The organism is Catellatospora chokoriensis (assembly GCF_011297315.1).
In the GTDB taxonomy this organism is placed as follows: Bacteria; Actinomycetota; Actinomycetes; order Mycobacteriales; family Micromonosporaceae; genus Catellatospora; species Catellatospora citrea.
Genome location: NZ_JAAOTI010000023.1, coordinates 85,952 through 110,095 on the forward strand (window position 1 = coordinate 85,952; position 24,144 = coordinate 110,095).

22 protein-coding genes are annotated in these 24,144 nt (G+C 71.4%); 13 read left to right on the forward strand and 9 right to left on the reverse strand.

Translation table 11 applies throughout. From position 1 onward, the window contains the following. The first annotated feature begins 371 nt into the window (after window positions 1-371). From HAV39_RS29630 to hemB, 5 genes are all read left to right on the forward strand, one after another. Window positions 372-1,199 carry a redox-sensing transcriptional repressor Rex gene (locus tag HAV39_RS29630; protein ID WP_191842460.1) on the forward strand — a complete coding sequence of 276 codons (828 nt, stop codon included), beginning with the start codon at window positions 372-374 and terminating at the stop codon, window positions 1,197-1,199. Then, on the forward strand, window positions 1,196-2,530 hold the full coding sequence (locus HAV39_RS29635) for a glutamyl-tRNA reductase (protein ID WP_191842461.1): 1,335 nt from the start codon (window positions 1,196-1,198) through the stop codon (window positions 2,528-2,530). Before HAV39_RS29630 ends, HAV39_RS29635 begins: the two co-directional genes overlap by 4 nt. Continuing rightward, window positions 2,530-3,450 (forward strand): hydroxymethylbilane synthase, encoded by a 921-nt coding sequence (gene hemC / locus HAV39_RS29640; RefSeq protein WP_191842462.1) that lies wholly within the window; start codon window positions 2,530-2,532, stop codon window positions 3,448-3,450. The genes HAV39_RS29635 and hemC overlap by 1 nt, the downstream gene beginning before the upstream one ends. Beyond that, window positions 3,447-5,027, forward strand: coding sequence for a bifunctional uroporphyrinogen-III C-methyltransferase/uroporphyrinogen-III synthase (locus HAV39_RS29645; protein WP_120317254.1), 1,581 nt, complete (start codon window positions 3,447-3,449; stop codon window positions 5,025-5,027). Before hemC ends, HAV39_RS29645 begins: the two co-directional genes overlap by 4 nt. Before the next feature lie 83 nt (window positions 5,028-5,110). Continuing rightward, window positions 5,111-6,094 carry a porphobilinogen synthase gene (gene hemB, locus HAV39_RS29650; RefSeq protein WP_191842463.1) on the forward strand — a complete coding sequence of 328 codons (984 nt, stop codon included), beginning with the start codon at window positions 5,111-5,113 and terminating at the stop codon, window positions 6,092-6,094. Here hemB and HAV39_RS29655 read toward each other — a convergent pair. From HAV39_RS29655 to HAV39_RS29670, 4 genes are all read right to left on the reverse strand, one after another. After that, window positions 6,091-6,528: a helix-turn-helix domain-containing protein gene (locus tag HAV39_RS29655; RefSeq protein ID WP_239120568.1), complete on the reverse strand. Its 438-nt coding sequence runs from the start codon at window positions 6,526-6,528 to the stop codon at window positions 6,091-6,093. The two genes, hemB and HAV39_RS29655, sit on opposite strands and share 4 nt — an antisense overlap. Window positions 6,529-6,892: 364 nt before the next feature. Next, window positions 6,893-7,108 carry an FmdB family zinc ribbon protein gene (locus HAV39_RS29660; RefSeq protein WP_191842465.1) on the reverse strand — a complete coding sequence of 72 codons (216 nt, stop codon included), beginning with the start codon at window positions 7,106-7,108 and terminating at the stop codon, window positions 6,893-6,895. A gap of 4 nt (window positions 7,109-7,112) precedes the next feature. After that, complete coding sequence (locus HAV39_RS29665; protein WP_120317251.1) at window positions 7,113-8,189, reverse strand: GNAT family N-acetyltransferase; 1,077 nt, start codon at window positions 8,187-8,189, stop codon at window positions 7,113-7,115. Window positions 8,190-8,290: 101 nt separating this feature from the next. Further along, a complete protein-coding gene (locus HAV39_RS29670) occupies window positions 8,291-9,361 on the reverse strand; it encodes a lytic transglycosylase domain-containing protein (protein WP_191842466.1) in 1,071 nt (356 codons plus the stop codon). 272 nt (window positions 9,362-9,633) lie between these two features. Between HAV39_RS29670 and HAV39_RS29675 the strand changes: the two genes are divergently transcribed. Further along, window positions 9,634-12,327, forward strand: a complete 2,694-nt coding sequence (locus HAV39_RS29675; protein WP_191842467.1) for an ATP-binding protein — start codon at window positions 9,634-9,636, stop codon at window positions 12,325-12,327. Window positions 12,328-12,411: 84 nt separating this feature from the next. Here the strand turns inward: HAV39_RS29675 and HAV39_RS29680 are convergent, their stop codons facing one another. Continuing rightward, window positions 12,412-12,948: a phospholipase gene (locus HAV39_RS29680; RefSeq protein ID WP_191842468.1), complete on the reverse strand. Its 537-nt coding sequence runs from the start codon at window positions 12,946-12,948 to the stop codon at window positions 12,412-12,414. 196 nt (window positions 12,949-13,144) lie between these two features. Here HAV39_RS29680 and HAV39_RS29685 point away from each other — a divergent pair, with 196 nt between their 5' ends. Both HAV39_RS29685 and HAV39_RS29690 read left to right on the forward strand, forming a co-directional pair. Beyond that, window positions 13,145-13,645: a SigE family RNA polymerase sigma factor gene (locus tag HAV39_RS29685; RefSeq protein ID WP_239120569.1), complete on the forward strand. Its 501-nt coding sequence runs from the start codon at window positions 13,145-13,147 to the stop codon at window positions 13,643-13,645. Then, window positions 13,642-14,424, forward strand: a complete 783-nt coding sequence (locus HAV39_RS29690; protein ID WP_191842470.1) for a hypothetical protein — start codon at window positions 13,642-13,644, stop codon at window positions 14,422-14,424. The genes HAV39_RS29685 and HAV39_RS29690 overlap by 4 nt, the downstream gene beginning before the upstream one ends. An 89-nt stretch (window positions 14,425-14,513) precedes the next feature. Here the strand turns inward: HAV39_RS29690 and HAV39_RS29695 are convergent, their stop codons facing one another. Then, window positions 14,514-16,157 (reverse strand): glycoside hydrolase family 10-like protein, encoded by a 1,644-nt coding sequence (locus HAV39_RS29695; RefSeq protein ID WP_191842471.1) that lies wholly within the window; start codon window positions 16,155-16,157, stop codon window positions 14,514-14,516. A gap of 160 nt (window positions 16,158-16,317) precedes the next feature. Here HAV39_RS29695 and HAV39_RS29700 point away from each other — a divergent pair, with 160 nt between their 5' ends. Beyond that, window positions 16,318-17,676, forward strand: a complete 1,359-nt coding sequence (locus HAV39_RS29700) for a hypothetical protein (protein ID WP_191842472.1) — start codon at window positions 16,318-16,320, stop codon at window positions 17,674-17,676. A gap of 70 nt (window positions 17,677-17,746) precedes the next feature. Here the strand turns inward: HAV39_RS29700 and HAV39_RS29705 are convergent, their stop codons facing one another. Both HAV39_RS29705 and HAV39_RS29710 read right to left on the reverse strand, forming a co-directional pair. After that, a complete protein-coding gene (locus tag HAV39_RS29705) occupies window positions 17,747-18,778 on the reverse strand; it encodes a 2-oxoacid:ferredoxin oxidoreductase subunit beta (protein ID WP_120317245.1) in 1,032 nt (343 codons plus the stop codon). Further along, window positions 18,771-20,603 carry a 2-oxoacid:acceptor oxidoreductase subunit alpha gene (locus HAV39_RS29710; RefSeq protein WP_191842523.1) on the reverse strand — a complete coding sequence of 611 codons (1,833 nt, stop codon included), beginning with the start codon at window positions 20,601-20,603 and terminating at the stop codon, window positions 18,771-18,773. Before HAV39_RS29710 ends, HAV39_RS29705 begins: the two co-directional genes overlap by 8 nt. 364 nt (window positions 20,604-20,967) lie before the next feature. On the opposite strand from HAV39_RS29710, the gene HAV39_RS29715 reads away from it, so the two are divergent. The 4 genes from HAV39_RS29715 (at window position 20,968) to HAV39_RS29730 (ending at window position 23,223) form a co-directional block, all read left to right on the forward strand. Beyond that, window positions 20,968-21,339 (forward strand): NADH-quinone oxidoreductase subunit A, encoded by a 372-nt coding sequence (locus tag HAV39_RS29715; protein WP_120317244.1) that lies wholly within the window; start codon window positions 20,968-20,970, stop codon window positions 21,337-21,339. Between the two features lie 140 nt (window positions 21,340-21,479). Next, on the forward strand, window positions 21,480-22,037 hold the full coding sequence (locus tag HAV39_RS29720) for a DivIVA domain-containing protein (protein ID WP_191842473.1): 558 nt from the start codon (window positions 21,480-21,482) through the stop codon (window positions 22,035-22,037). Beyond that, entirely contained in the window at window positions 22,034-22,510 is a 477-nt protein-coding gene (locus HAV39_RS29725; protein WP_120317242.1) for an SRPBCC family protein, read from the forward strand. Before HAV39_RS29720 ends, HAV39_RS29725 begins: the two co-directional genes overlap by 4 nt. A 71-nt stretch (window positions 22,511-22,581) precedes the next feature. Next, window positions 22,582-23,223, forward strand: coding sequence for a Uma2 family endonuclease (locus tag HAV39_RS29730; RefSeq protein ID WP_191842474.1), 642 nt, complete (start codon window positions 22,582-22,584; stop codon window positions 23,221-23,223). A gap of 7 nt (window positions 23,224-23,230) precedes the next feature. Here the strand turns inward: HAV39_RS29730 and HAV39_RS29735 are convergent, their stop codons facing one another. Then, a complete protein-coding gene (locus tag HAV39_RS29735) occupies window positions 23,231-24,124 on the reverse strand; it encodes a sterol desaturase family protein (protein ID WP_191842475.1) in 894 nt (297 codons plus the stop codon). Window positions 24,125-24,144: the final 20 nt, after the last annotated feature.

Below are 24,144 nucleotides of genomic sequence, written 5' to 3' on the forward strand. Positions count from 1 at the left end.
CGTCGGCACCGGTAAGCGGTTTGAGCGAATAGTGGCTTTTGCTCTGGTTAGCGCCGAATCAAGTGGGCGTGTTTTGGGAGCTGTTGTCATGGTTGCGACATAATCGCGGAGCAGCGCCCATCCGGACGCCCGTCGCGAACCGCCTTTCCGGCGACTCTCCGTGACGGGTGGCATGGGGTTCGGCCAGAGTGGGGGCACACATGCCGCGGGGGCATTCTGGCCGATTCGCGATCCCGGATGGGCGCGCTTTCAAGATCGCGATTTGTGCACCTGTTCACAAGCGCTTAGTCTGTTACCTCGACGTTCCCCGCTAGCACAGAGCCGTTCGGCCATGTGATCTGGGGTCTAAGCCTTGTTCGGCACGGAGTCTCATGAGTCAGCAGCGCACCGGTCACGAAGCCGGGATCACCGGCCGTGTCGGCGCGGTCACGCCCTCTGCAGTTCTAGGTAGCCAGCCGGATTTCCCGGATCTGCCCGAGGCGACGGTGGCCCGCCTGCCCGAGTATCTGCGTGCCCTGCATCACCTCGCAGAGACGGGCCACGACACGGTCTCCAGCGAGGGCCTGGCCCTCGCCGCGGGCGTCAACTCCGCCAAGCTCCGCAAGGACCTGTCCCACCTGGGCTCGTACGGCACCCGCGGTGTCGGCTACGACATCGAGCCCCTGGTCGGTCAGATCGAGTACATCCTCGGCCTGAACAAGCGCCGCGCGGTCGCCCTGGTCGGCGTCGGTAACCTCGGCCACGCGCTGGCCGGCTACGCCGGGTTCGCCAGCCGCGGCTTCCGCATCGCGGCGCTGTTCGACGCGGACCTCACCCGGGTCGGCGAGCTGATCAACGGCATCGCCGTGCGGCACATCGGCGACATCCCCGAGGTGGTCAAGTCCGAGGCGATCTCCATCGCCGTGCTTGCCACCCCCGCCGGAGCCGCCCAGGCCGTCGCCGACCAGCTGGTCGCCGCCGGGGTCACCAGCATCCTGAACTTCGCCCCGGTGGTGCTCAACCTCCCGGAGCAGGTCGACGTCCGCAAGGTGGATCTCGCTGTCGAGCTGCAGATCCTCTCGTTCCACGAGCATCGCAAATCGGCCCGCGGGGCCGAGCAGGCAAAGGCAGTGGCCCGCGGGGCCGAACTGGCCAAGGCGGTGGCCCGCGGGGCCGTGAACGGCAGCCCCGCCGCCACGCTGGGAGAGGTGGCCGCGTGAACCTCATCGTGGTGGGCGCGTCGTACCGGACCGCGCCGGTGGAGCTGCTGGAGAAGCTGTCCCTGGTCGAGGGCCCGCAGGCGCTGCCCCGGCTGCTGTCCGGCGGCGAGCTGACCGAGGCGGTCGTCGTCTCCACCTGCAACCGGGTCGAGGTCTACGCGGCCGTGCCCGCGTTCCACGCCGGGCTGAGCCACCTCGGCGAGGTGCTGTCCGAGCTGTCGGGCGTGCCCGCCGAGCAGCTCGCGACCACCCTGTACGTGCACCACGGGCAGGACGCGGTGCGCCACGTCTTCCGGGTCGCCGCCGGGCTCGACTCGATGGTCGCCGGTGAGGCGCAGATCCTCGGTCAGCTCCGCGAGGCGTACCAGCAGGCCACCGAGGCCGACGCGGCCGGCAAGGTGCTGCACGAGCTGCTGCAGCAGGCGCTGCGGGTCGGCAAGCGGGCGCACGCCGAGACCGGCATCGACCACGCGCCGCGCAGCATGGTCAGCGCCGCGCTGGACCACGCCGTGGCCAACTCCGCGGACTGCCACCGCTGGCTGGTGGTGGGCGCCGGGGCGATGGGCGCGCTGGCCGTCGCCGAGCTGACCCGCCGTGGCGCGGGCACGGTCACCGTGGTCAACCGCGGGATCGAGCGGGCGCAGCGGCTGGCCGACGCGTACGGCGCCATTGCCGCCCCGATCGAGCGCCTGCCCGAGCTGCTGGCCGAGGCCGATGTCGTGATCACCGCGACCGCGTCGACCGGCCACGTGCTCACTTCCGAGAACGTCGGTGCGGCGCGCACCGGGTCCGACAAGATCCTGACTATCATCGATCTGGCGATGCCGCGCGACGTCGAGCCGGCTGTCGCCGAGCTTCCCGGAGTGCGGCTCGTCGACGTCGCGCGCCTGGGCACCGTGCTGGATCCCGCCACGTCCGGCGCCCCGGTCTGTCCCCGTTCGTCTGCGGACCGCGAGGTCGCGGCCGTGGAGGAGATCGTCGCGGGCGAGGTCGACACGTACGCGAGCTGGCTGCGCGGCGCCGAGGTGGCGCCGACGGTCGCCGCGCTGCGGGCGCGCGCCGAGGACGTGGTCAGCGCCGAGCTGCGCCGGCTCGCCCAGCGCCGCGCCGACCTGACCGACGACCAGCGTGCCGACGTGGCGCACACCGTGCACCGGATCGTGCAGCGGCTGCTGCACCAGCCCACCGTGCGGGTGCGCCAGCTGGCCGCCGAACCCGGCGGCGAGGCGTACGCCAGCCTGCTGCGCGACCTGTTCGACCTGTCGGTGATCCCCGGATCACCGGACCACACCACGGTGGCCGATGTGCCAGATTTGAAGGGGGGTGCCTGATGACCAGCACAGGCGTGCTCCGCCTCGGTACGAGAGGCAGCGCCCTCGCCATGGCGCAGTCGCAGACCGTGGCGGACATGGTGACCGCGGCGACCGGCATGCGGGTCGAGCTCGTGGAGATCGCGACGGCGGGCGACCGCTCGTCCGCGCCCGTCCAGCAGCTCGGCGTCGGCGTGTTCGTGTCCGCGCTGCGGGACGCGCTCTCCGCGAAAGAGATCGACTTCGCGGTGCACTCGTACAAGGACCTGCCCACCGCGCCCGCCGACGGCCTGTCCATCGCGGCTGTGCCCGAGCGGGCCGACCCGCGTGACGCCCTGATCGCCCGGGACGGGCTGACCCTGGCCGAGCTGCCCGCCGGGGCCGTCATCGGCACCGGCGCGCTGCGCCGCATCGCGCAGATCAACGCGCTGGGCCTGCCCGTGACCACCGTGCCGATCCGCGGCAACGTCGACACCCGGCTGCGCAAGGTCGCCGAAGGCGAGCTGGACGCGGTCGTGCTGGCCCGTGCCGGCCTGGCCCGGCTGGGCCGCGCCGGTGAGGTCACCGAGATCCTGGACCCGATGCTGATGCTGCCCGCGCCCGCCCAGGGCGCGCTGGCCGTCGAGTGCCGGTCCGCAGATGCCGACCTGGTCGAGGCCCTCGCGGCTCTCGACCACCGGGCGACCCGTGCGGCGGTCACCGCCGAACGGGCGCTGCTGGCCGCGCTGGAGGCAGGGTGCAGCGCACCCGTCGCCGCGCTGGCCGAGACAACCGAAGACGACGAGATCTACCTGCGCGGTGCGGTGATCAGCGTGGACGGGCGGTTCGCCCTCCGACTGTCGCGTACCGGAACGCTCGCCGACGCCGAGAAGGTAGGCCGCCTGCTGGCTGCCGACCTGCTCGAAGACGGTGCCGAGAATGTACTTGGGAGTGCAGAATGACCCGCACCCGTAAGCCCGCCGGGCACGTCGCGTTCGTCGGGGCTGGACCCGGCGACCCGGGACTGCTCACCCGCCGCGCGTACGACACGCTGCTCGAAGCCGACCACATCGTGTACGACCGCAGCGTGCCCGACGCGCTGCTCGACACGCTGCGCGCCGAGACCGGCGACCTGACCGAATACAGCCCCGCCGAGGGGGTGCCCGGGGACGTGGCCAAGGTGCTGCTGTCCGAGGCGCGCTCCGGCCGCAATGCGGTGCACCTGGTCACCGGTGACCCGTTCGGCCACGACGCGGTGGTCAAGGAGGTCCAGGCGGTCGCCCGGACCAACGTGCGCTTCGCCGTCGTGCCCGGCGTGCCCCAAGCCGCCGGTGTGGCGACCTACGCGGGCGTGCCGCTGACCGGCGTACGCACCGCGGCCGACGTCGACGACGTGACTACGCTCGACTTCGACGGGCTGGCCGCCGCGGTGCGGCACGGCTCGGTCGCGCTGGCCGTGGACGCCGGCGACCTCGCCTCGGTGCGCGACGGCCTGCTGGCCGCGGGCGTCGACGGCACCCAGCCGGTGGCGATCACCGGTGACGGCACCGGGGACACGCAGTACACGACCACCTCGTCGGTGGACAGCTTCGTCGCCGCCGCGCTGGGCTTCTCCGGCCGGGTCGTGGTGACCGTCGGCGGCGGCGTGCAGAACCTGGACAAGCTCGGCTGGTGGGAGCGGCGGCCGCTGTACGGCTGGCGCGTGCTGGTGCCGCGTACCAAGGAGCAGGCGGGCGTGATGAGCGCGCGGCTGCGGGCGTACGGCGCCATCCCGTGCGAGGTGCCGACGATCGCGGTCGAGCCGCCCCGGACCCCGGCCCAGATGGAGCGGGCGATCAAGGGCCTGGTCGACGGCCGGTACGCGTGGGTCATCTTCACCAGCGCCAATGCCGTGCGCGCGGTGTGGGAGAAGTTCGCCGAGCACGGCCTCGACGCCCGCCACTTCGGCGGTGTCAAGATCGCCTGCATCGGCGAGTCGACCGCCGAGGCGGTTCGCGCGTTCGGCATCCAGCCGGAGCTGGTGCCCGCGGGCGACCAGTCCAGCGAGGGCCTGCTCGCCGAGTTCGCGCCGTACGACGAGATCTTCGACCCGGTGGGCCGGGTGCTGCTGCCCCGCGCCGACATCGCGACCGAGACGCTCGCCGCCGGGCTCACCGAGCGCGGCTGGGAGGTCGACGACGTCACCGCCTACCGGACCGTGCGCGCCGCGCCGCCGCCGGAGGAGATCCGCAACGCCATCAAGTCGGGTGGTTTCGACGCGGTCCTGTTCACGTCGAGCTCCACGGTGCGTAACCTCGTCGGCATCGCCGGCAAGCCGCACCAGCGCACCGTCGTGTCGGTGATCGGCCCGAAGACGGCCGAGACCGCGCTCGAGTTCGGCCTGCGCGTCGACGTGCAGCCCGAGCACGCGTCCGTCCCCGACCTGGTCGAGGCGCTCGCCATGTACGCCGTCGAGCTGCGCGAGCGGCTCGCCGCGATGCCCGCCAAGCAGCGCCGCGGCTCGAAGGTCCAGGGCCCGACCGCGCTGCGGTTCCGCTAGGACGACTGATCCGGCACGTCCTCACGGACGCGTTGCCTCGTTGATCTGCGAGGACGTGCCGATTCAAACCCAGGGAGTGCGTGATGTCCTTCCCGAACGTGCGGCCGCGACGGCTGCGCACCACCGCGGCGATGCGGCGGATGGTCAGCGAGACCCGGCTGCACCCGGCCGAGCTGATCCTGCCGCTGTTCGTGAAGGAGGGCATCGCCGAGCCCCGTGCCGTGGAGTCGATGCCCGGCGTGCTCCAGCACTCGCGGGAGTCGCTGCGCAAGGCGGTCGCCGAGGCGGCCCAGGCCGGCATCGGCGGGGTCATGCTCTTCGGCATCCCGGCCGAGAAGGACGCCGTCGGCTCCGGCGGCATCGACCCGAACGGCATCCTCAACGTGGCGATCCGTGACGTGGTCGCCGAGGTCGGCGACAGCGTCGTGGTGATGAGCGACCTGTGCCTGGACGAGTTCACCTCGCACGGCCACTGCGGCCTGGTGCGCCCCGACGGCTCCGTGGACAACGACGCGACCCTGGCGGCGTACGCCCGCATGGCGGTGGCCCAGGCCGCGGCCGGCGTGCACGTGGTCGGCCCGTCCGGGATGATGGACGGCCAGGTCGCCGTGGTCCGCCGGGCGCTGGACGAGGCCGGCTACCGCGACACCACGATCCTGGCGTACGCGGCCAAGTACGCCTCCGCCTTCTACGGCCCCTTCCGTGACGCGGTCGAGTCCTCGCTGGACGGCGACCGGCGCACCTACCAGCAGGACCCGGCGAACCTGCGGGAGTCGCTGCGCGAGGTCGCCCTCGACGTCGCCGAGGGTGCCGACATCGTCATGGTCAAGCCGGCTCTGGCGTACCTCGACGTGATCTCCGCGGTCCGCGGCATGGTCGACGTGCCCGTCGCGGCCTACCAGGTCAGCGGCGAGTACGCGATGGTCGAGGCGGCCGCCGCCAACGGCTGGATCGACCGCGACCGCGTCATGATGGAGACTCTGCACTCCATCCGCCGCGCCGGCGCCCAGCTGATCCTGACCTACTGGGCCGTCGACGCCGCCCGCCAGCTCCGCGCCGACTTCTAGTAGTAGACCTCCGGCGGCTCCGGGTCGTTGCGGTACTTCTTCACCCGGACCTCCCACTGGCTGCGCCGCCGCTGCGCGTCGCGATGTGCCCGGTCCCGGAGGAACGTCTCCGGCGGCCGGGCCAGCCCGTACTGGTCGGCCCACCACTCGCCCGGCCTCGGGTCGAGCACCAGATCCAGGTGCGAGGGGTAGCGGCGCTCCGCGCCGTCACGCAGGTCGGGCCGGTCCATCATCGGCATCAGCACGTGCCCGTCATCGTCGACGACGGTGAGATAGTGCGCCGCCGCCCCCATCAGCTTCGCGAAGGCGACGAGGCTCGGCCACAGCTCGCCGGCCTCGATGCGTCCCACGGTGGACGCGTGCAGCCCCGCACCCTTGGCCAGCTCGCGCTGGCTCAGATCGGCGCGGCGGCGGGCGGCCCGGATCAATCCCACGACGGGGAATGGTGTGCCCGGCAGGCTCTCTCTGCGAGGACGCGGCATACCCGTCAGCCTCACGGCCAGACCCGTCCTTGGCAACCGGCGACCCGTGAACCTGTGGACAACCACCGAGCCTGTGGACAACCCGCCGCCCGGCGCCGCCCTGTCCTCCCAGCCCAGGCATACCCCCGAAATGCATTTGCTCTGCACCCAAAGCCTTGCTCTGCACCCACCGGCGCAACAGATGCCGCCCGCTCGGGCCACCCGCTCCCGTTGCGTATTGGGGTGCAGAGCAAGCAATTGGGTGCAGAGCAAATGCAGTCAGGAGGTATACCTGAGCCGGCAGAGCGCGGATGAGGTGAACGCAGTCGGCGAGGGGTCAGCTGCAGCAGCCGCCGCCGCAGCATCCGCCGCCACCGCCGCCGGACGGGGCGGGGATGGCGTCGCCGCGGCCGGACAGGCCCACGGTGGTCAGCAGCTTCACGGTGTCGTCGTGACCGGCCGGGCAGGGTGCGGGGTCGCCCGCGGCCGCCATCGGCCGGTTCACCTCGAACGTGTCGCCGCAGGCGCGGCAGCGGAAGTCGTAGCGTGGCATCGGGTCAGCTTATGCCGAGGTTGGCGGCCAGTTCCACGACGTCGCCCTCGTATTCCAGCCACTGGCGGTCGGCGACGAAGCCGAGCTCCTGGTTGACCTTGATGAGGGGTTCGTTGACCGCGGCGTTCCAGGTCTGCACCTCGGTCAGGTTGGGCTCCGCCGAGCGCAGCTCGAACAGCATCCGGGCCTTGATCGCGCGACCGACGCCGTAGCCGCGGTGGCGGGGCACGACCACGGTGTCGTACTGGTCCGCGCGGCCGGGGCGCTGTGCCGGCACGACGACCTCGGTGAGGCCGGCGACCTCGCCCGTCTTCTCCTGGATGGCGACCACGACGTAGAGCTGCAGCCCTCGGGCGGCCAGCGTGTGCAGGCTGGCCAGCAGCCGCTCCGGCTCGTAGGAGCTCGGGCGCAGCTCCAGATCGCCCAGGTCGTAGTCGTCGCGCACCTCGGCCTTGGCAGCCGCGTACGGCGTGATCAGGTGCTCCGGGGGGCCGTCGGCGTAGAACTCGATCTGGTAGCCGGCGCCGATGCCCGCGGCCAGGTCGCCGAGGGAGAACCAGTCGACCGTGTCGAGCCGCAGCACGCTGCGGATCTCGGTGAACGCCAGGGTGAAGCCGTACGCCTGGTAGAAGTCGACGGCGGTGGTGCCGCCGGCCACCTCGACGCCCAGCGTGCTGAAGCCCTTGCGCAGCGCCACCCGCACCTGCTCGGTGAGCAGCGCCCGGCCGATGTTCTGGCGGCGTGCCTTGGGGTGGACCAGGATCTCGACGACGCCGATGTCGCCGAGCAGGATGATGCTCCCGGCGCCCAGCGGCGCCACCCCCCGCGCGGCGTCCCCCTCGTTCTCCTCGACCAGCCACATCATCTTGCGTTCACCGGGCATGGTGACCGCCAGGTAGTCGCGCATCCTGCCGTCTTGCCACAGCGGATCATCAGGTAGGTCGACCGCGGAAACCTCGTTGAGGAGAGCGACCAGAGAGGTGATCTCAGTGGCGGCGGCGGTACGGGGATCCCATTCGCGCACCTTCACTTGTCCAGCTTGCACACTGCGCCCCCGAAACGGAAGGGTCCCACCTGTCATCGTATGCAAACCATTACTCTGAGTGGCGATCGACGATGAAGGCAGTGGCGGACGGTAGTGTTATGGGCCGTTTCGCTGATGTGGGCGAGACGTCCGGTTGATCAGGACTGACTGCTACGACCGTACGCCTGCGCGGTGTCGTACACCTTCTGCAGGTACACCCCTACGTTGTTGTACGACAGCACCACCGACTTCCAGTTGGCCACGACGGTCAGATCCTTGCCCGGCGCGCACAGGTAGTACGCCGCCGTCAGGGCCGAGTCGTCGAGGTCGTGCGGGTCGGCGAGCTGGTCGTTGTCGGCGTCCACCGCGTAGGTCACCCACGTCGCCGGGATGAACTGCATGGGGCCGACCGCATGGTCCCATTTCTTGTCGAAGTCGAGCGTGCCGGCGTCGGTGTCGGTGATCTTCTTGGTGTTCTTGGTGCCGTCCAGGGCGGGCCCGAGGATCGGCGGCAGCGCCTTGGCGTCGTCGCCGAGCTTCGCGCCCTTCGTGCGGCCGTGATCAGACTCGATCTTGCCGATCGCGGCGAGGGTGGTCCACCGCAGCTTGCACGACGGGCGCGTCGAGGTCACCACCCATTCGGCGTACGCATACGCCTCCAGGGCCGTCACCGGCACGCTCACCTTGGGCGAGGTGGCCTCCGCCCAGCGGTGGAACGCCGCGGCGGGCCGCGCCACGGGGGTGGCGGTGGCGGTGGGCGAGGAGGTCGGCGGGGCGAAGGTGGGGCTCGGCTCCGCGGTGGCGGGCGCCTGGCTCGACACCGACGGCGTCGGCGCGGGCGCGGCCTTCGCGCCGGCCAGCGCCGGGATCAGCAGCGCGCCGGATGCGCCGGTCGCGGCGACCAGCATGACGATCGTGACGCCGGTCGTGGTGAGCCGGCCGACCGGGCGGCGCGACTGCCGCCAGACCACGCGGCCCGCGTCCATGGCCGCCGAACGCAGCCGCACCATCGCCGCCCCGACCGAGATCGTGGCCGCGGCCTCGCCCGGCGCGACGGCGGTTTTCGGCAAGGCACCGTATCCCGTGGTCGTCGCAGCGTCGCCGTCGGCGTCGGCCGCTGTCGCGGCAACGGTTTCCGCGTCCTGCGCGACCGGCGCACCGGCAGCGTCGTCGGCGGCCGGCTTCGTCGCCCGCGCCGCCGCTTCCGTGATGTCTTCCCCGTCCCGCACGGGTCGAGTATGCCTCGCCCGCGCCGCATTGTCGTGCGCACGGGCTGTCCGTCGAGGCGGCTCGGATGATCCGGTTGTGACCTGACGGCCCACATCCGCCCTGCGGTGTCGTCGTTACGACGGTTGGCAGCTCCACACGGCACTGATCGCCTTCATCGCCGCGGGTGGTGACACCTCGGCTGGCTCGATCAACCCGTTCTTACGATGTCCTGGGCAAGTGGGGGTACGGCAGCATGAACCGCGACTTCCAGGGGGGCGGAGGTTATCCGCGCGTGCCGCAGCGTATACACCTGCCGCGTGGGCAGGTGACGTTCCTGTTCACCGACATCGAGGGCTCGACCCGACTTGCCCAGATGCTCGGCGACGGCTACCGGCCGGTGCTCCACGAGCACCGGCGGGTGCTCCGTGCCGTGCTGGCGGCGGCCGGTGGCGTGGAACTGTTCACCGAGGGCGACTCCTACTTCTTCGCCTTCGCCGACGCCTCGACCGCGGTCGAGGCCTGCGCCGGCGCGCAGCGCGCACTCGAGGCGCACCAGTGGCCGGATCCGCAGGCACAGCCCAAGGTCCGGATGGGCCTCCACACTGGACTCGCACAGCCGCACGGCGGTGAGTACGCCAGCCCCGAGGTGCACCGCGCGGCCCGGGTCGCCGCGGCCGCGCACGGCGGGCAGATCCTGCTCTCCGCGTCGACCGCCGAAGCCGCCTGCCAGTTGCCGGACCAGGCCTGGCTGCTGGACCTCGGGCTGCACCGGCTGCGCGGCTTCGACGGCCGCGAGCGACTCTTCCAGCTGGTGGCGCCCGAACTGGAGCAGCACTTCCCGCGGCCGCGCACCGATCGCACCGCGCCGCACAACCTGCCCAGCCCGCTGACCTCGTTCGTGGGCCGCCACCCGGAACGGGCCGAGCTGGCCGAGCTGCTGTCGGCGCACCGGTTGACGACCGTGGTGGGTGCGGGCGGCGCGGGCAAGTCGCGGCTGGCCGTGGCCGTCGCGCACGACCTCATCGAGTCCTATCCGGACGGTATCTGGAACGTCGACATCGCCGGTGTCACCGATCCGGGCCTGCTGGCCTTCACCGTAGCCACGATGCTCGGGCTGCGCCCCGAGCCGGGCCGCCCGGTCGTCGAGACACTGGTCGAGCACGCCTCGACCCGCCGCCTGATGCTGCTGCTGGACACCTGCGAGGCGCAGGTGGGCGCTGTCGCACCGCTGGTCGCCCGGCTGCTGGCGGGGGCGCCCGAGGTGACCGTGCTGGCGACCAGCCGGGAGCCGCTGGGCATCGCGGGCGAGCTGGTCTGGCGCATCCCCCCGCTGTCGCTGGCGCCCCACGCGGGCGGCGGCGTCAGCGACGCGGTGACGCTGCTGGCCGAACGCACCTCGGCGGCGCGCGGCGGCCGCCCGGTCGAACCGGCCGAACTCGCCGACCTGGCCCGGGTGGCGGCCCGGCTGGACGGGCTGCCGCTGGCCATCGAGCTGGCCGCGGCCCGGCTGCGGGTGCTGTCCGGCGGCGAGCTGGCGGCCCGGCTGCACGCCGAGCTGACCGCGGAGGAGAGCGACCCGCTGCGGGCGCTGGACGCGGGTGGGCCGCATTCGGGTGCGCACGCCCGGCACGCCACCATGCAGGCCACGGTGACCTGGTCCTACCGCACCCTGCCGGACGACGCGGCGCGGCTGCTGCGCTGGCTGTCGGTCTTCGCCGGGCCGGTCAGCCTGGCCGGGGTGGAGTGGCTGATGGACGGCGACCCGCTGGGCCCGCTGACCGTGCTGGTGGACAAGTCGCTGGTGCAGGCCGAACCGGGCGCACACGGCACCACCTACCGGATGCTCGATCCGATCCGGGGGTACGCCGCCCGGCGGCTGGCCGCGCACGGCGAGGAGGCGGCCGCCCGGGACCGGCACGTGGCCTGGGCGCTGCGCGCGCTGCAGGCGGTCGGGCGCGGGCCGGACGACCAGCCGGTGACCCTGTCGCTGTACTCGATCGACCCGCTCGCCGCCGAGCTGAGGGCCGCGCTGCGCTGGTGCGGCACGGGCGGCAGCGCCCGCTCCGGGCTGCAGATCTCCTGCGGTCTGGACCAGTGGTGGCGCGAGCGGGGACTGGCCCGGGAGGGCCGGCTGTGGTTGTTCCGGCTGTACGCGCGCCTGTCGGAGACCGGCGAGGTGGTGCCCGACGCCGAGCTGGCCCGCGCCTACCACGCGCATTCGGGTCACGCCGCCGTCGACGGCGAGTTCGTCGAGGAGCTGCGGTTCAGCCGCCGCGCCGAGTCCGCGGGCCGCCGGGCCGGCGATCCTGGCCTGCTGGCGCGGGTGCTGGCCGGTCGCTCGGGCGCGCTGCGCGACGCGGGCAAGCCCGACGACGCCGAGCAGGCCTGCCGGGAGGTGCTCGCCTGGGCGACCCGCTACGAGGTCGCGCCGGACGCGCTGTTCGCGGTGTGCAATCTGGCCGAGCTGCTGTGGCTGCGCGGCGCGCTGGACGAGGCCGCCACGCTGCTGGCCGCCTCCCGCCAGCTGGAGCAGCTGCGCCCCGCCGAGCGTGGGCGGCGCACCCTGGACCTGCTGCTGGGCATGGTGGCGCTGCGCCGCGGTGACCTGGTGGCCGCGCACGAGCACCTGACCGTGGCGCTGCGCTCGCGCATGGCGTACGGCTTCCACGGGCGGGCCTGCGTGGCCGTCAAGGCGATGGCGGCGCGGTGCGTGCAGGGCGGGGACGCGATGACGGCGGCGACGCTGTTCGGGGCGGCCGAGTCGACGACCGTGCGGCTGCACTGCGGGCCCGGCATCTTCGCCTCGTTCTGGACGGCGCAGCAGGAGGCGGCCCGTGCCGCGCTCGGGGACGCGGTCTTCGACGAGGCGTACGCCCGCGGAGCCGCGCTGTCGCTGGGCGAGACGGCATCGCTGGCGCTGGCGGTCGAACACCCGGATCTCGCGCTGGACTCCAGCCGCTTCGCCGAGCTGCCCAGCGGCTCCTGAACCCGCGCCGGGCCCGGACGCAGTCCTGCGCAGCCTTCCCGGAGACGGATCGGGAAGCCTGCGCAGGAACCGCGGGGGCGGGCGTCAGTTGTGCTGGGCTGCGGCGGCGCGCAGCGCGTCGTCCTTCATCTTCTGCGCCTTGGCGATGTCGGCCTGGCTGACGGCGCCGACGCTGCCGAAGGCCTTGACGGCCTGGTAGTAGGTCCAGGCGAGGCTCGTGCAGGCGGGCCGCACGATCGCGTTGTACGTCGCGCACTTGCGCTTGAGGTCCTCGTAGAACGCGCTGTCCAGGCGGGACTTGTTCGCGGAGAACTGGCCCATCGCCTTGTAGTTGCGGTAGTTGAAGTCGTGCCGGTAGCAGGACAGCTTGAAGTCGAAGCCGAGCGGGTTGTCCGGGCTCGTGGAGCAGTAGTCGGTGCTCCAGTCGAACGCGTACGCCGCCCACGCGCTCTGGTTCTGCCGCGCGCTGTTCCACGCGTTGTAGCTGCTGGCGCTCGTCTGCGACCAGCTCGACATGACGGACAGCTTCTCGGCGGGGGTGACCGCCGCGGCCGGCGATGCGATCGCGAGAACGGCGACCATCGCGGCTGCGGGCACGAGCAGCAGGCGCAGGCGGGACATGGCTTCACCTCGGCGAATAGGGTTCGTCTGGGGTACAACGAGCCGGTGGCCCGATGCCGGGGTGTGCATCGGTGGAGCTGAATGTAGTCGTTGCGCGGATGTTTCGGAAGTGTTGATTTTTCTGGCGCTGCAAGGACATGCAACCCCGCTGCACGCGGCTTACGTCCCCTGCCCGGAGACGACGGGAAGGAACGACGTGAAGCGCGAGGACGAACCGGAGTACCGGGAGTACGTGGCGGCGCGGCTGGAGAGCCTGCGGCGCATCGCGTTCCTGCTGTGCCACGACTGGCACGCCGCCGACGATCTGGTGTCGACGGTGCTGCTGAAGCTCTACCGGTCCTGGTCACGGGCCCGCCGGGCGGACAATCTCGACGCGTACGTGCGCGGCATGCTCACCCACGCCTGGCTGGACGAACGGCGTCGGCCGTGGCGGCGGGAGCGGCCGGCGGCGGAGCTGCCCGAGACGGCGACCGCACCGGCGGAGCCGGAGGACCGCAGCGGTATCGGCCGGCTGCTGCGGTCGCTCGGGCCGCGCCAGCGGGCGGTGGTGGTGCTGCGCTTCTACTGCGACCTGTCGGTCGAGCAGACCGCGGGTCTGCTCGGCATCTCCGCGGGAACCGTGAAGAGCCAGTCGGCTCGGGGGCTCGAGACCCTGCGTGGCCTGGCGACCAAGGCGATTGCAGAGGGACGGCGATGAACGAATACCGCGACACCATGGACGAGTACGTGGGGACCGCCCCGCATACCGCCATCGACATCGACGAACTGGTCGGGCGGGGGCGCCGGGCGCAGCTCGGCCGCCGGCTCGCGGTGGCCTCGGGCGGGCTGGCGCTCTCGGCCGTGGCGGCCGTGTCCGCGCTGAGCCTGTTCGGCGCGATGACGCCCGCGCCGGGGCCGCTGACCCCGGCGGTGACGTCAGCGGCCGCCTCGGCCGCGGTGTCGCCTGCTGCGGAGACCCAGGAGCAGACGGCGGCGCGGCTGCAGTCGGTGCTCAAGGCGGCGATCGCCCGGGAGATGCCCGGCGTCACCGGGCTGGAGACGCTGCAGCGGCAGATGCACCGGTGCATCACCGGCGGGGCCGAGCTCGTCCCGTACGACGCCGCGACCTACGACACGGCCTGCCCGGCGGGCACCGGGTTCCACGACTACCGCAACACGAACTTCACCTGGCGGGCGCAGCTGACCGTCGGGAACGAGACCACGTCGGTGCGCATCCTGGTGACCCGGGGAGAGTTCTACGACCCGTGGGGACCGCCGGTGAACGACACGGACGCCGAGGAGCGGCGGCTCGCCGAGGAGGCGGGTCGGGGGCCGACGCGCGGCCCGGACGGTGAAGCCGTCTACCGGCACGCGGGCGGCGTCAGGGTGAACAAGCCCAGCGGCGTCCACTACATGGTCACGCAGGACCGGAAGCGGCTGATGTCGCTGACCGACGCATGGGTCGCGGTCGGCCTCGACCCGGCGCTGCGCTTCTGAGGCGCGAACGGATGAGGGAGGGGCGCCCACCGGATCTCGGTGGACGCGCCTCCCTCCATGAGCACGCGGTGTGCGTGCTCATCCCCGGATCAGGGGACGAAGCGGGCCGGGCCGGGCAGGCTCTCGTTGTAGAGCCGGTCCAGCGAGGTGACGAAGTAGGTGTAGCGCTGGCCGGGCACCGCGGTGGTGTCCGTGAACGACGTGCCCCGGGTGGTGGCGACCAGGTTCGTCGCGTCGGCCAGGTCGCAGGCGCTGGGCAGGATCCGCAGCCCGTTGACCCGGTAGACCGCGTACGACGCCGCGGTGCCGAAGGGGCCGGCCCCGTCGGCCAGCGGCTGCCACTTCAGCGCCACCCCGGCGTCGCTCCGGTCGGCCTTGGTGACGACCGGGAACAGCAGCGGCTTGCTGGGCAGGTGGGTCATGGTCGGCACCAGGGCCGGCTTGCTGTAGTGGTCGGCCGCGTACAGGTCGGTGGCGCCGATCCGGTTGGCCCGCACCTGCACCGCGCTGAAGTGCACGTTGCCCGCGACGTTGTAGTCGCGGTTGAAGGTGAGGTGCTTGCTCATCTCCGCCGGGTCGAACCACGCCGCGGGCTGGCCCGCAGTGGCGATCTTGTAGTCGGCCTGGCCGATGTAGAGCTGCGTCTTCGTGCCGGCGACCACGTCGGACCACCACGGGACGAGCTTGGCGTAGTCGGCCACGGCCAGCCCGATGTTCCAGTAGATCTGCGGCACGATGTAGTCCAGCCAGCCCTCCTTCACCCACTTGCGGGTGTCGGCGAAGTTGGCGTCGTAGGACTGGGTGCCGTTGGTCTCCGAGCCCAGCGGGTCGGCGGCCTTGTTGCGCCAGATGCCGAACGGGCTGACGCCGAACTTCACCCACGGCTTGGCGGCCTTGATGCGCTGGCTCATCTCGTGCACCAGCAGGTCGATGTTGTTGCGCCGCCAGTCCGCCTTGCTGGCGAAGCCGGCCCCGTACTGCTCGAAGGTGGCCTGGTCACCGAAGTCCTGGCCGGCCGCCGGGTACGGGTAGAAGTAGTCGTCGAAGTGCACACCGTCGATGTCGTAGTTCTCGACCGCGTGCATCATCGCGTCCTGCACGTACTGCCGTACCGCCGGGATGCCCGGGTTGTAGTAGAGCCGGCTGCCGGCCGCGTTGACCGGGTAGGCGAGCGCCCACTCCGGGTGCTCGCGGGCCGGGTGGCCGGGGGCGAGGTTGTTGACGTCGGTGCCCGCGCCCAGGCCGCTGGCGCTGGTCGGCATGGAGACGCGGTAGGGGTTGAACCAGGCGTGGAACTCCAGGTTGCGGGCGTGCGACTCGGCGACCAGGAAGGCCAGCGGGTCCCAGCCCGGCCCGACGTTGTCGCGCTTGCCGGTCAGCCACTCCGACCAGGGCTCGTAGGGTGAGGGCCAGAACGCGTCCGCGGTGGGCCGGACCTGCACCACGACGGCGTTGTGGTTCAGCCGCTGGGCGAGGTCGAGCCAGCCGCGGTACTCGGCCTTGAGCTCCTCCTCGGCCTTGCCGGGGGCGCTGGGCCAGTCGATGTTCACCACGCTGGCGATCCACATCGCCCGCAGCTGCCGCTTGGGCTGTGCGGGGTTGAGCGTGCACTCCGTCGCGTCCGGCGTGCCCGCATGCGCTGCGGACAGCGGATCGGCCTGCGCGCCGCCGGGCACCAGCAGCGCGCCGAGCAGCGCTGTCGCGGCCGCGGCCGCGATCAGTCTCATGCGCATGAGAATTCCTCCAGTAGCAATGTTCAGTCCGAAGAAAACTTTCATTCCCGCGCCAAGAACGCAAGAGTCTCGATGGGTATGGTTCCCGAGGACTTCTCGACTGCCGCTACCATCTGGCGGACGGCGACAGCGTGTCGCCCGCCACACGTGGGGGGATGAGATGTCCTACTCCGACTACGGTTCGCGCGGCGACGAGCCGGAGGGCCACCCGACGGACCCGTGGCGGCGGCCGGGCGAGGACGACGGCCGCGGCCGTCAGCCGTCATCGGCCCCGACCTCCGGCACCAATGGCACATATCCCCAGCAATACGGCTATCCCCAGCAGAACAGCGGTTATCCACAGCAACCGGGTTATCCACCGGCCGGAGGTTATCCACAGGACGGCGGCTACGCCGGACCCGGTGGATACGCCGGGGGGCACCCCCCGCAGGGGCGCGCCGGCTACCCCTCACAGGGTGGATATCCGCAGGCAGGGGGCTATCCGCAGCAGGACGCACAGGGTGCCGGCGGCGGTTATCCACAGCCGGGCTACGGTCGCCAGGGCGACGGTTACCCACAGCATGGTGACGGTTACCCACAGCAGGGTGGGTACGGCCAGAGCGGATATCCACAGCAGGGTGGGTACGGCCAGGGTGGATATCCACAGCAGGGTGGCTACGGTACACAGGCTGGTCAGGGCGGCTACGGGAACCAGGGCGGGTACGCCCAGGGCGGTTACGGCGCCCCGGGCGGCTACCCGGCGCCGGGCGGCCAGCCCCAGCAGCCCTACGGCCAGCCCGCGGGTTACGGCCGTCCGGCCGGCCAGGACGGCTACCCGCAGCAGGGCGGCTTCCTGGGCGACGTGAGCGTCGACGACGATCCGTTCGCCGGACACGAGCCCCGCAGCAAGCGCCGCCACGACCCGGACCCGCCGTACCGGAAGTCCCGCAAGGGCCTGTGGATCACGCTGGTGGTGCTGCTGGTGCTCTGCGGCGGCGGTGGCGGCGGGGTGTACTTCTTCCTCAGCGACTTCCTCAGCGACGTCAAGGCGACGACGGACGAGGCCGCGAAGATCACGGTGAAGGAGCCGGCCCAGCTCGGCGGGCGGGAGAAGATCGCCGAGCCCGATCTGGTGAAGGCGGCGGCCGAGCTGAAGACCCAGATCTCCGAGGAGATGCCCGGGTCGACCGCCTCCGTCGCGGCCTTCTACGGCGACGTGAAGACGAAGAACATGGCGATGGCCTTCGCCATGGCGATGCTCAACCCGAAGCCGGCCGAGGCGCTGGACGAGTTCACCAAGTCGATGACCGAGGGCTCGACGGTCACCGAGCAGTGGGTGGACGTCGAGCCGGGCCCGCTGGGCGGCATCGCCAAGTGCGCCGCGCTGAAGATGGACAGCGGGCCGGTCGCCATCTGCGTGTGGTCCGACAGCGGCAGCCTGGGCTCGATCATGTACTTCGAGAAGAAGGTCGCCGACGTGCAGGCGAAGTTCGCCGGTGAGCGCGGCCAGCTGGAGACCAGGACCGAGCCGAAGGCCTGAACCCCGGCAGAACGAGAGCGCCGCCCGCGACCGGCAGGTCACGGGCGGCGCTTCACCTGTCAGGCGACGGCTACAGGATGGTCCAGGTGTCGCCGGAGTTGAGCAGCGCGGCCAGGTCGGCCTCGGGCTCGCCGGCCTTCGCCTTCGCCGCGTCGAGCTGGTTGCGCACCAGCTCGTCGTAGGACGGGCGGCGCACCGACCGGAACACGCCCACCGGGGTGTGCCGCAGGTCCGGCCCGGCCAGCCGGGACAGCGCGAACGCGTACGCCGGGTCCTCGGCGTGCGCGTCGTGCGTGAGCACCTCGCCCGCCTCGACCTTGTCGGCCTCGCTCACGGCCAGCCCGAAGCTGCCCGCCGGGTGGGTCACCACGTGCGAGCCGTCCTTGCCGAACGTGATCGGCTGCCCGTGCTCCAGCCGGATCAGGTAGGCGTCGCGCGTCTCCGGGTCCTTGAGCACCTCGAACGCGCCGTCGTTGAAGATGTTGCAGTTCTGGTAGATCTCCACGAACGCCGAGCCCTGGTGCTCGGCCGCCTGGCGCAGCACCGACTGCAGGTGCTTGCGGTCGGAGTCGATGGTGCGCGCGACGAACGAGGCCTCCGCGCCCAGTGCCAGCGAGATCGGGTTGAACGGCGCGTCCGAGGAGCCGGTCGGCGTCGACTTGGTGATCTTGCCGATCTCGCTCGTGGGCGAGTACTGCCCCTTGGTCAGGCCGTAGATCTTGTTGTTGAACAGCAGGATCTTGATGTTCACGTTGCGGCGCAGCGCGTGGATCAGGTGGTTGCCGCCGATGGACAGCGCGTCGCCGTCACCGGTCACCACCCACACGGTCAGGTCCGGGCGCGACACCGACAGGCCGGTGGCGATCGCCGGGGCGCGGCCGTGGATCGAGTGCATGCCGTACGTGTTCAGGTAGTACGGGAAACGCGAGGAGCAGCCGATGCCCGAGACGAAGACCGTCCGCTCGCGAGGGATGCCCAGCTCGGGCAGGAAGGTTTGCATCGCGGCCAGGATCGCGTAGTCACCGCAACCCGGGCACCAGCGCACCTCCTGGTCGGACTTGAAGTCCTTCGCCGACAGCTGGACCGGCACCGCGTTAGACATTCTTGATCACTTCCTCGAGCATGGTCTCCAGCTGGGTGGAGGTGAAGGGAAGCCCGCGCACCTGGTTGTAGGCGACGACGTCGATCAGGAAGCGCGCCCGGATCACGTGGGCCAGCTGGCCCAGGTTCATCTCGGGGATGACCACCTTGTCGTAGGACGCCAGCACCTCGCCCAGGTTCTTCGGCAGCGGGTTGAGGTGCCGCAGGTGGGCCTGCGCCACGTTCACCCCGCGCTGGCGCAGGGCCCGCGCCGCCGCGCCGATCGGGCCGTACGTCGAGCCCCAGCCCAGCACCAGCACCTTCGCCTCGCCCGACGGGTCCTCGACCGCGACGTCGGGGACGTCGATAGCCTCGATGCGGGCGGCCCGGGTGCGCACCATGAAGTCGTGGTTGGCCGGGTCGTACGAGATGTCACCGGTCTTGTCGGCCTTCTCCAGGCCGCCGATGCGGTGCTCCAGCCCCGGCGTGCCCGGCACGGCCCACGGCCGCGCCATCGTCTCCGGATCGCGCAGGTACGGGTAGAACTTGCCGTCCTCGCCGTTGGGACCGGTCGCGTACTCGACCTGCAGGTCGGGCAGCTCGCTGATCTCCGGGAGCAGCCACGGCTCGGAGCCGTTGGCGACGTAGCCGTCGGACAGCAGGATGACCGGGGTGCGGTACTTCAGCGCGATCCGGCAGGCCTCGATCGCGGCGTGGAAGCAGTCCACCGGGGACTGCGCGGCCACCACCGCGACGGGCGCCTCGCCGTGCCGGCCGTACAGCGCCATGTTCAGGTCGGCCTGCTCGGTCTTGGTCGGCAGGCCCGTCGACGGCCCGGCCCGCTGCACGTCCACGATCACCAGGGGCAGCTCCAGCGCGACCGCGAGCGAGATGGTCTCGCTCTTGAGCGCGACACCGGGGCCGCTGGTGGTGGTGATGCCCAGCGCGCCGCCGTACGCCGCGCCCAGCGCCACGCCGATCGCGGCGATCTCGTCCTCGGCCTGCACCGTGGTCACGCCGAGCTTCTTGTGCTTGCTCAGCTCGTGCAGGATGTCCGAGGCCGGGGTGATCGGGTACGCGCCCAGCAGCACCGGCAGCTTCGCCTTCACACCGGCGGCGACCAGGCCCAGGGCGAGCGCGGCGTTGCCGGTGATGTTGCGGTAGTTGCCCGGCGCCATCTGCGCCGGCGGCACCTCGTAGCGCACCGCGAAGCCCTCGGTGGTCTCCCCGAAGTTCCAGCCGGCGTTGAAGGCGGCCTTGTTCGCGGCGACCAGCTCGGGCCGGGCGGCGAACTTGCGCTCCAGGAACGCCATGGTGGACTCGTGCGGCCGCGAGTAGAGCCAGCTCAGCAGGCCCAGCGCGAACATGTTCTTGGCGCGCTCGGCGTCCTTCTTGCTCACCGGGAGCTCGGCCAGCGCGCCCACGGTCATGCTGGTCAGCCCGACCCGGTGCACGTCCCAGCCCGCGAGGGAGTCGTCCTCCAGCGGGTTGCTGTCGTAGCCGACCTTGGCCAGGTTGCGCTTGGTGAACTCGTCGGTGTTGACGATGATCGTGCCGCCCTTGGGCAGGTCGGCGATGTTCGCCTTGAGCGCCGCCGGGTTCATCGCCACCAGCACGTTCGGCGCGTCGCCGGGCGTGAGGATGTCGTAGTCGGCGAAGGCGACCTGGAAGCTCGACACGCCGGGCAGCGTGCCGGCAGGCGCCCGGATCTCCGCCGGGAAGTTCGGCAACGTCGAGATGTCGTTGCCGAGCTGGGCGGTCTCCGACGTGAACCTGTCGCCGGTGAGCTGCATGCCGTCGCCCGAGTCACCCGCGAAGCGGATCACCACCCGGTCGAGCTGGTGGATCTCCTTGGCGGGATGCCCGTGCTCGCTGAGCTGACCGGTCTGCCCGGCGCCCTCACGATGTTCGGCCACTGGACGCGACCTCCTGCTGGGGTGGTGTGCTGTTACGTCTCGATTAAGGTCAGCCTACGTCGGCGGTAGGGAATAGCGTTGACACGGCCCCCCCAGCTAAACCATGCGGAACGTGATAAACGCGACAGCGGGCGGTGGGACGGGTCGCGCATATCACTGGTCGGTCCCACAGAGTGGCATTCCATCGGCCATTCGGCGATCGATGTGCCATTCCACGCGCACCTCCGCCGCCCGGCGTCGTTCGCCCCCTGCCGCACCGATCCCCAAGGGCGACGCCAGCCGTTAGGCTGCGGTCGTGACCGGTTACCTCGACGCGTACGCGACGGTGGCGTTGCTGCTGCTGGTCGGCGTGCTGATCATCGGAGGGGCGTACACGGCGAACCGGCTGCTGCGCCCGTCGCGGCCCAACGCGGCCGAGGGCAAACTCGACACGTACGAGTGCGGACTCGACCCGGTCGAGGGCGGCTGGGCGCAGATGCAGATTCGTTACTACGTCTACGCGTACCTGTACGTGCTGTTCGCGGTCGAGGCCGTGTTCCTGTTCCCGTGGGCCGTCGTCTATGCCCGGTCGGGTCTGGCGGTGGTCGTGGAGATGGCCGTCTTCGTCGCCGTGCTGGCATTGGGCCTGCTCTACGCCTGGCGCAAGAACGCGCTGCGCTGGCTGTGACGGCCCCGCGCGGGCCGCTGCGGCACGCTCGCGGCGTCACACTACCGCCGGGTAATGAGCCGGACGGTTCCCGTGCCACGGGCCGGACAGCTCGGGTGGCAGGGTCGCGCTGAAGCGCCACTCGTGCCACGATCGTGGGCATGGGCAACCTGCTGCTGCTGATCGTCGTCGCGCTCACCGTGGGCGCCGTGGTGTTCGGGGTGATGACGCTGGTCACCGGTGGTGACCCGGGCCTCGCGCCGGCCGAGCCGGACGAACGAGCCACTCCGTTGCCCGCCGACCGCCCGCTCGTCGAGGGCGACGTGTCCCGGGTGACGTTCGACCCGACCTGGCGCGGATACCGGATGGCGCAGGTCGACCAGACGCTGCGCCGCCTCGCCTACGACATCGGCTACAAGAGCGAGCTGATCCAGGTGCTCGAAGCCGAGGTCACCGCGCTGCGCGAGGGACGCGTCGAGGACGCCGACACCCTCGCCCGGGCCCGGGCCAGCGCGCTGGGCGTGGTCACCGCGGGCGCCGTGGTCGACGCGCCGGTGGACGCGGTCGAGGAGATCCCCGCCGAGGCCGCCGACCCGGCCGAGCCGGCCGTGACCGCGACCGAGGCCGGCGAGCAGCCGGTCGACGAGGCCGATCACGAGACCGACCCGGTGTCCGCCGAGGTGGACGAGGCGGCCGCCGGCGAGCCGGTCCGGCGGTGACGGGGACCGACCCCACCGCTCCAGGCGCAGGCGAGGTCACCGCGACGATCATCGTCGCCGCGCCCGCCGAGCGCGTGTTCGCCGCGTTCATGGCCTGGGAGCGGCAGAGCGACTGGATCCCGCTGACCAAGGTGCGCGTGATCGAGGGGGACGGCGGCGAGGGCACCGTGATCGAGGCGATCACCGTGGCCGGTCCGGCGGTGCTGCGCGACGAGATGCGCGTGGTCAAAGTGGACCCGCCCTACGAGGTGCGGGTCGTCCACCAGGGCAAGGTGCTGCGCGGCCCGGGTGTCATGCGGTGCACCCCGATGGCCGGCGACCGCACCCAGGTGGTCTGGCACGAGTGGTTCCACCTGCCCGGCGGCGTCGCGGGCCGGCTGGCCTGGCCGCTGCTGTGGCCCGGTTCCAAGGTCAGCCTCAAGCAGGCTCTCAAACGGTTCGCCAAGATGGTCGAGTCCGGCCGCCTGCCGTGAGTGAACCCCGAGCGGGGAAACCTCCTATCAGCGAAACCTTCCATCGTGAGCCGTCACGGTAGCCTTTGACCGTGGCTCCCACGACTGCTGGAGGGGACGCGATGAGTGCTGCCGTAGCCAAGCTCGCGCAGCTGCGCCCAGGTGTGCGCGGATATACCGTCGCCGATCTGCACACCCTCCCGGAAGTCGGCCCGCGGCACGAGCTGATCGACGGGAGCATCGTCCTGTTCCCCTCCGCCACCAGCGCCCACAACATGATCGCGCGCTGGATCGCGCAGCTGATCGAGGATGCCAATCCCGGCGGCGACCACGTGGTCGCCACCGACCAGTCCGTCACCATCGATGACCACAACGAGCCCCGCCCGGACATCGTGGTGCTGCCCGCCGCCTACGTCGACGATTCGCCGTTTCCCGTGGACGGCGTGCAACTGGTCGTGGAGGTCGTGTCGCCGACCTCGGCCTTGCGGGACACCGAGATCAAGCGGGTGCTTTACGCGCGCGCCGGCGTGCCGTTCTACTGGGTGGTCGTCCCGGACCCGGACGCCGACACGATCGCGCTGGCGGAACTGGTGCTGGAGGACGGCGCCTACCGGTATGCGACGCATTACACGACTGAGGTTTTCCGGACCGCGCAGCCCTGGCCCGTCGAGGTGGATCTGGCGGCGCTCGCCGCGCGGACCGCCCGCGCCCGCAGGCCTTCCGCCGCGTCCTGACCCGGCGTCATTCGACCGGCATGGCCCGCGAAACAGCCGTGGCGGCGACCGTGCTGGGTGTTGTCCCTGCGGTGGGGGACCAGCCGGGGCCGCGGAGCAGGGTCGGCAGCCACTGTCGGACGCGGCGGGTGCGCAGGTCGCGGAAGATCGCGGCGTACTCGTGGTAGGCCACCCGCAGCGGGTTGTAGGTGGTGATGTTCGTGGTGAGGCCGTACACGGGGCGCTCGATCTCGGGGGCGAAGGAGCCGAACATCCGGTCCCAGATGATCAGGATGCCGCCGAAGTTGCGGTCCAGGTAGCCGCCCTGGGAGGCGTGGTGCACGCGGTGGTGCGACGGGGTGTTGAAGACGAATTCGTACGGCCGCCACATCTTGTCGATGCGCTCGGTGTGGATCCAGAACTGGTAGACCAGGTTGATGCCGCCGCAGAACGCGGTGACCGCCGGGTTGACGCCGACCGCGGCCAGCGGCAGGTAGAACAGGAACCCGGTGAACCCGGTCCAGGACTGGCGCAGCGCCGTGGACAGGTTGAACGTCTGCGACGAGTGGTGCACCACGTGCGAGGCCCACAGCAGGCGGATCATGTGGTGGCCGCGGTGCGACCAGTAGTAGCAGAGGTCCTGCGCGATGAGGAACAGCGGCAGCGCCCACCAGTGGAAGTCGATGCGCAGTGGGGTGAGCAGGTAGATCGCGCTGGTCGCGGCGGCCGTGCCGAGGCCCCAGAGCACGTCCCAGCCGAGGCTGCCCAGGCCCATGCTCAGGCTCGTCGCGGTGTCCTTGCCGCCGTAACCGACCTCGTCGGCGTCGGGATGGAACCGGTAGGACACGCGTTCGAGGACCATGAGCAGAATGAACAGCGGCACCGAGTACAGCACCACCGGGGGGAAGTCCGGGAGCTCCATGAGTTCCGAAGGCTATTCGC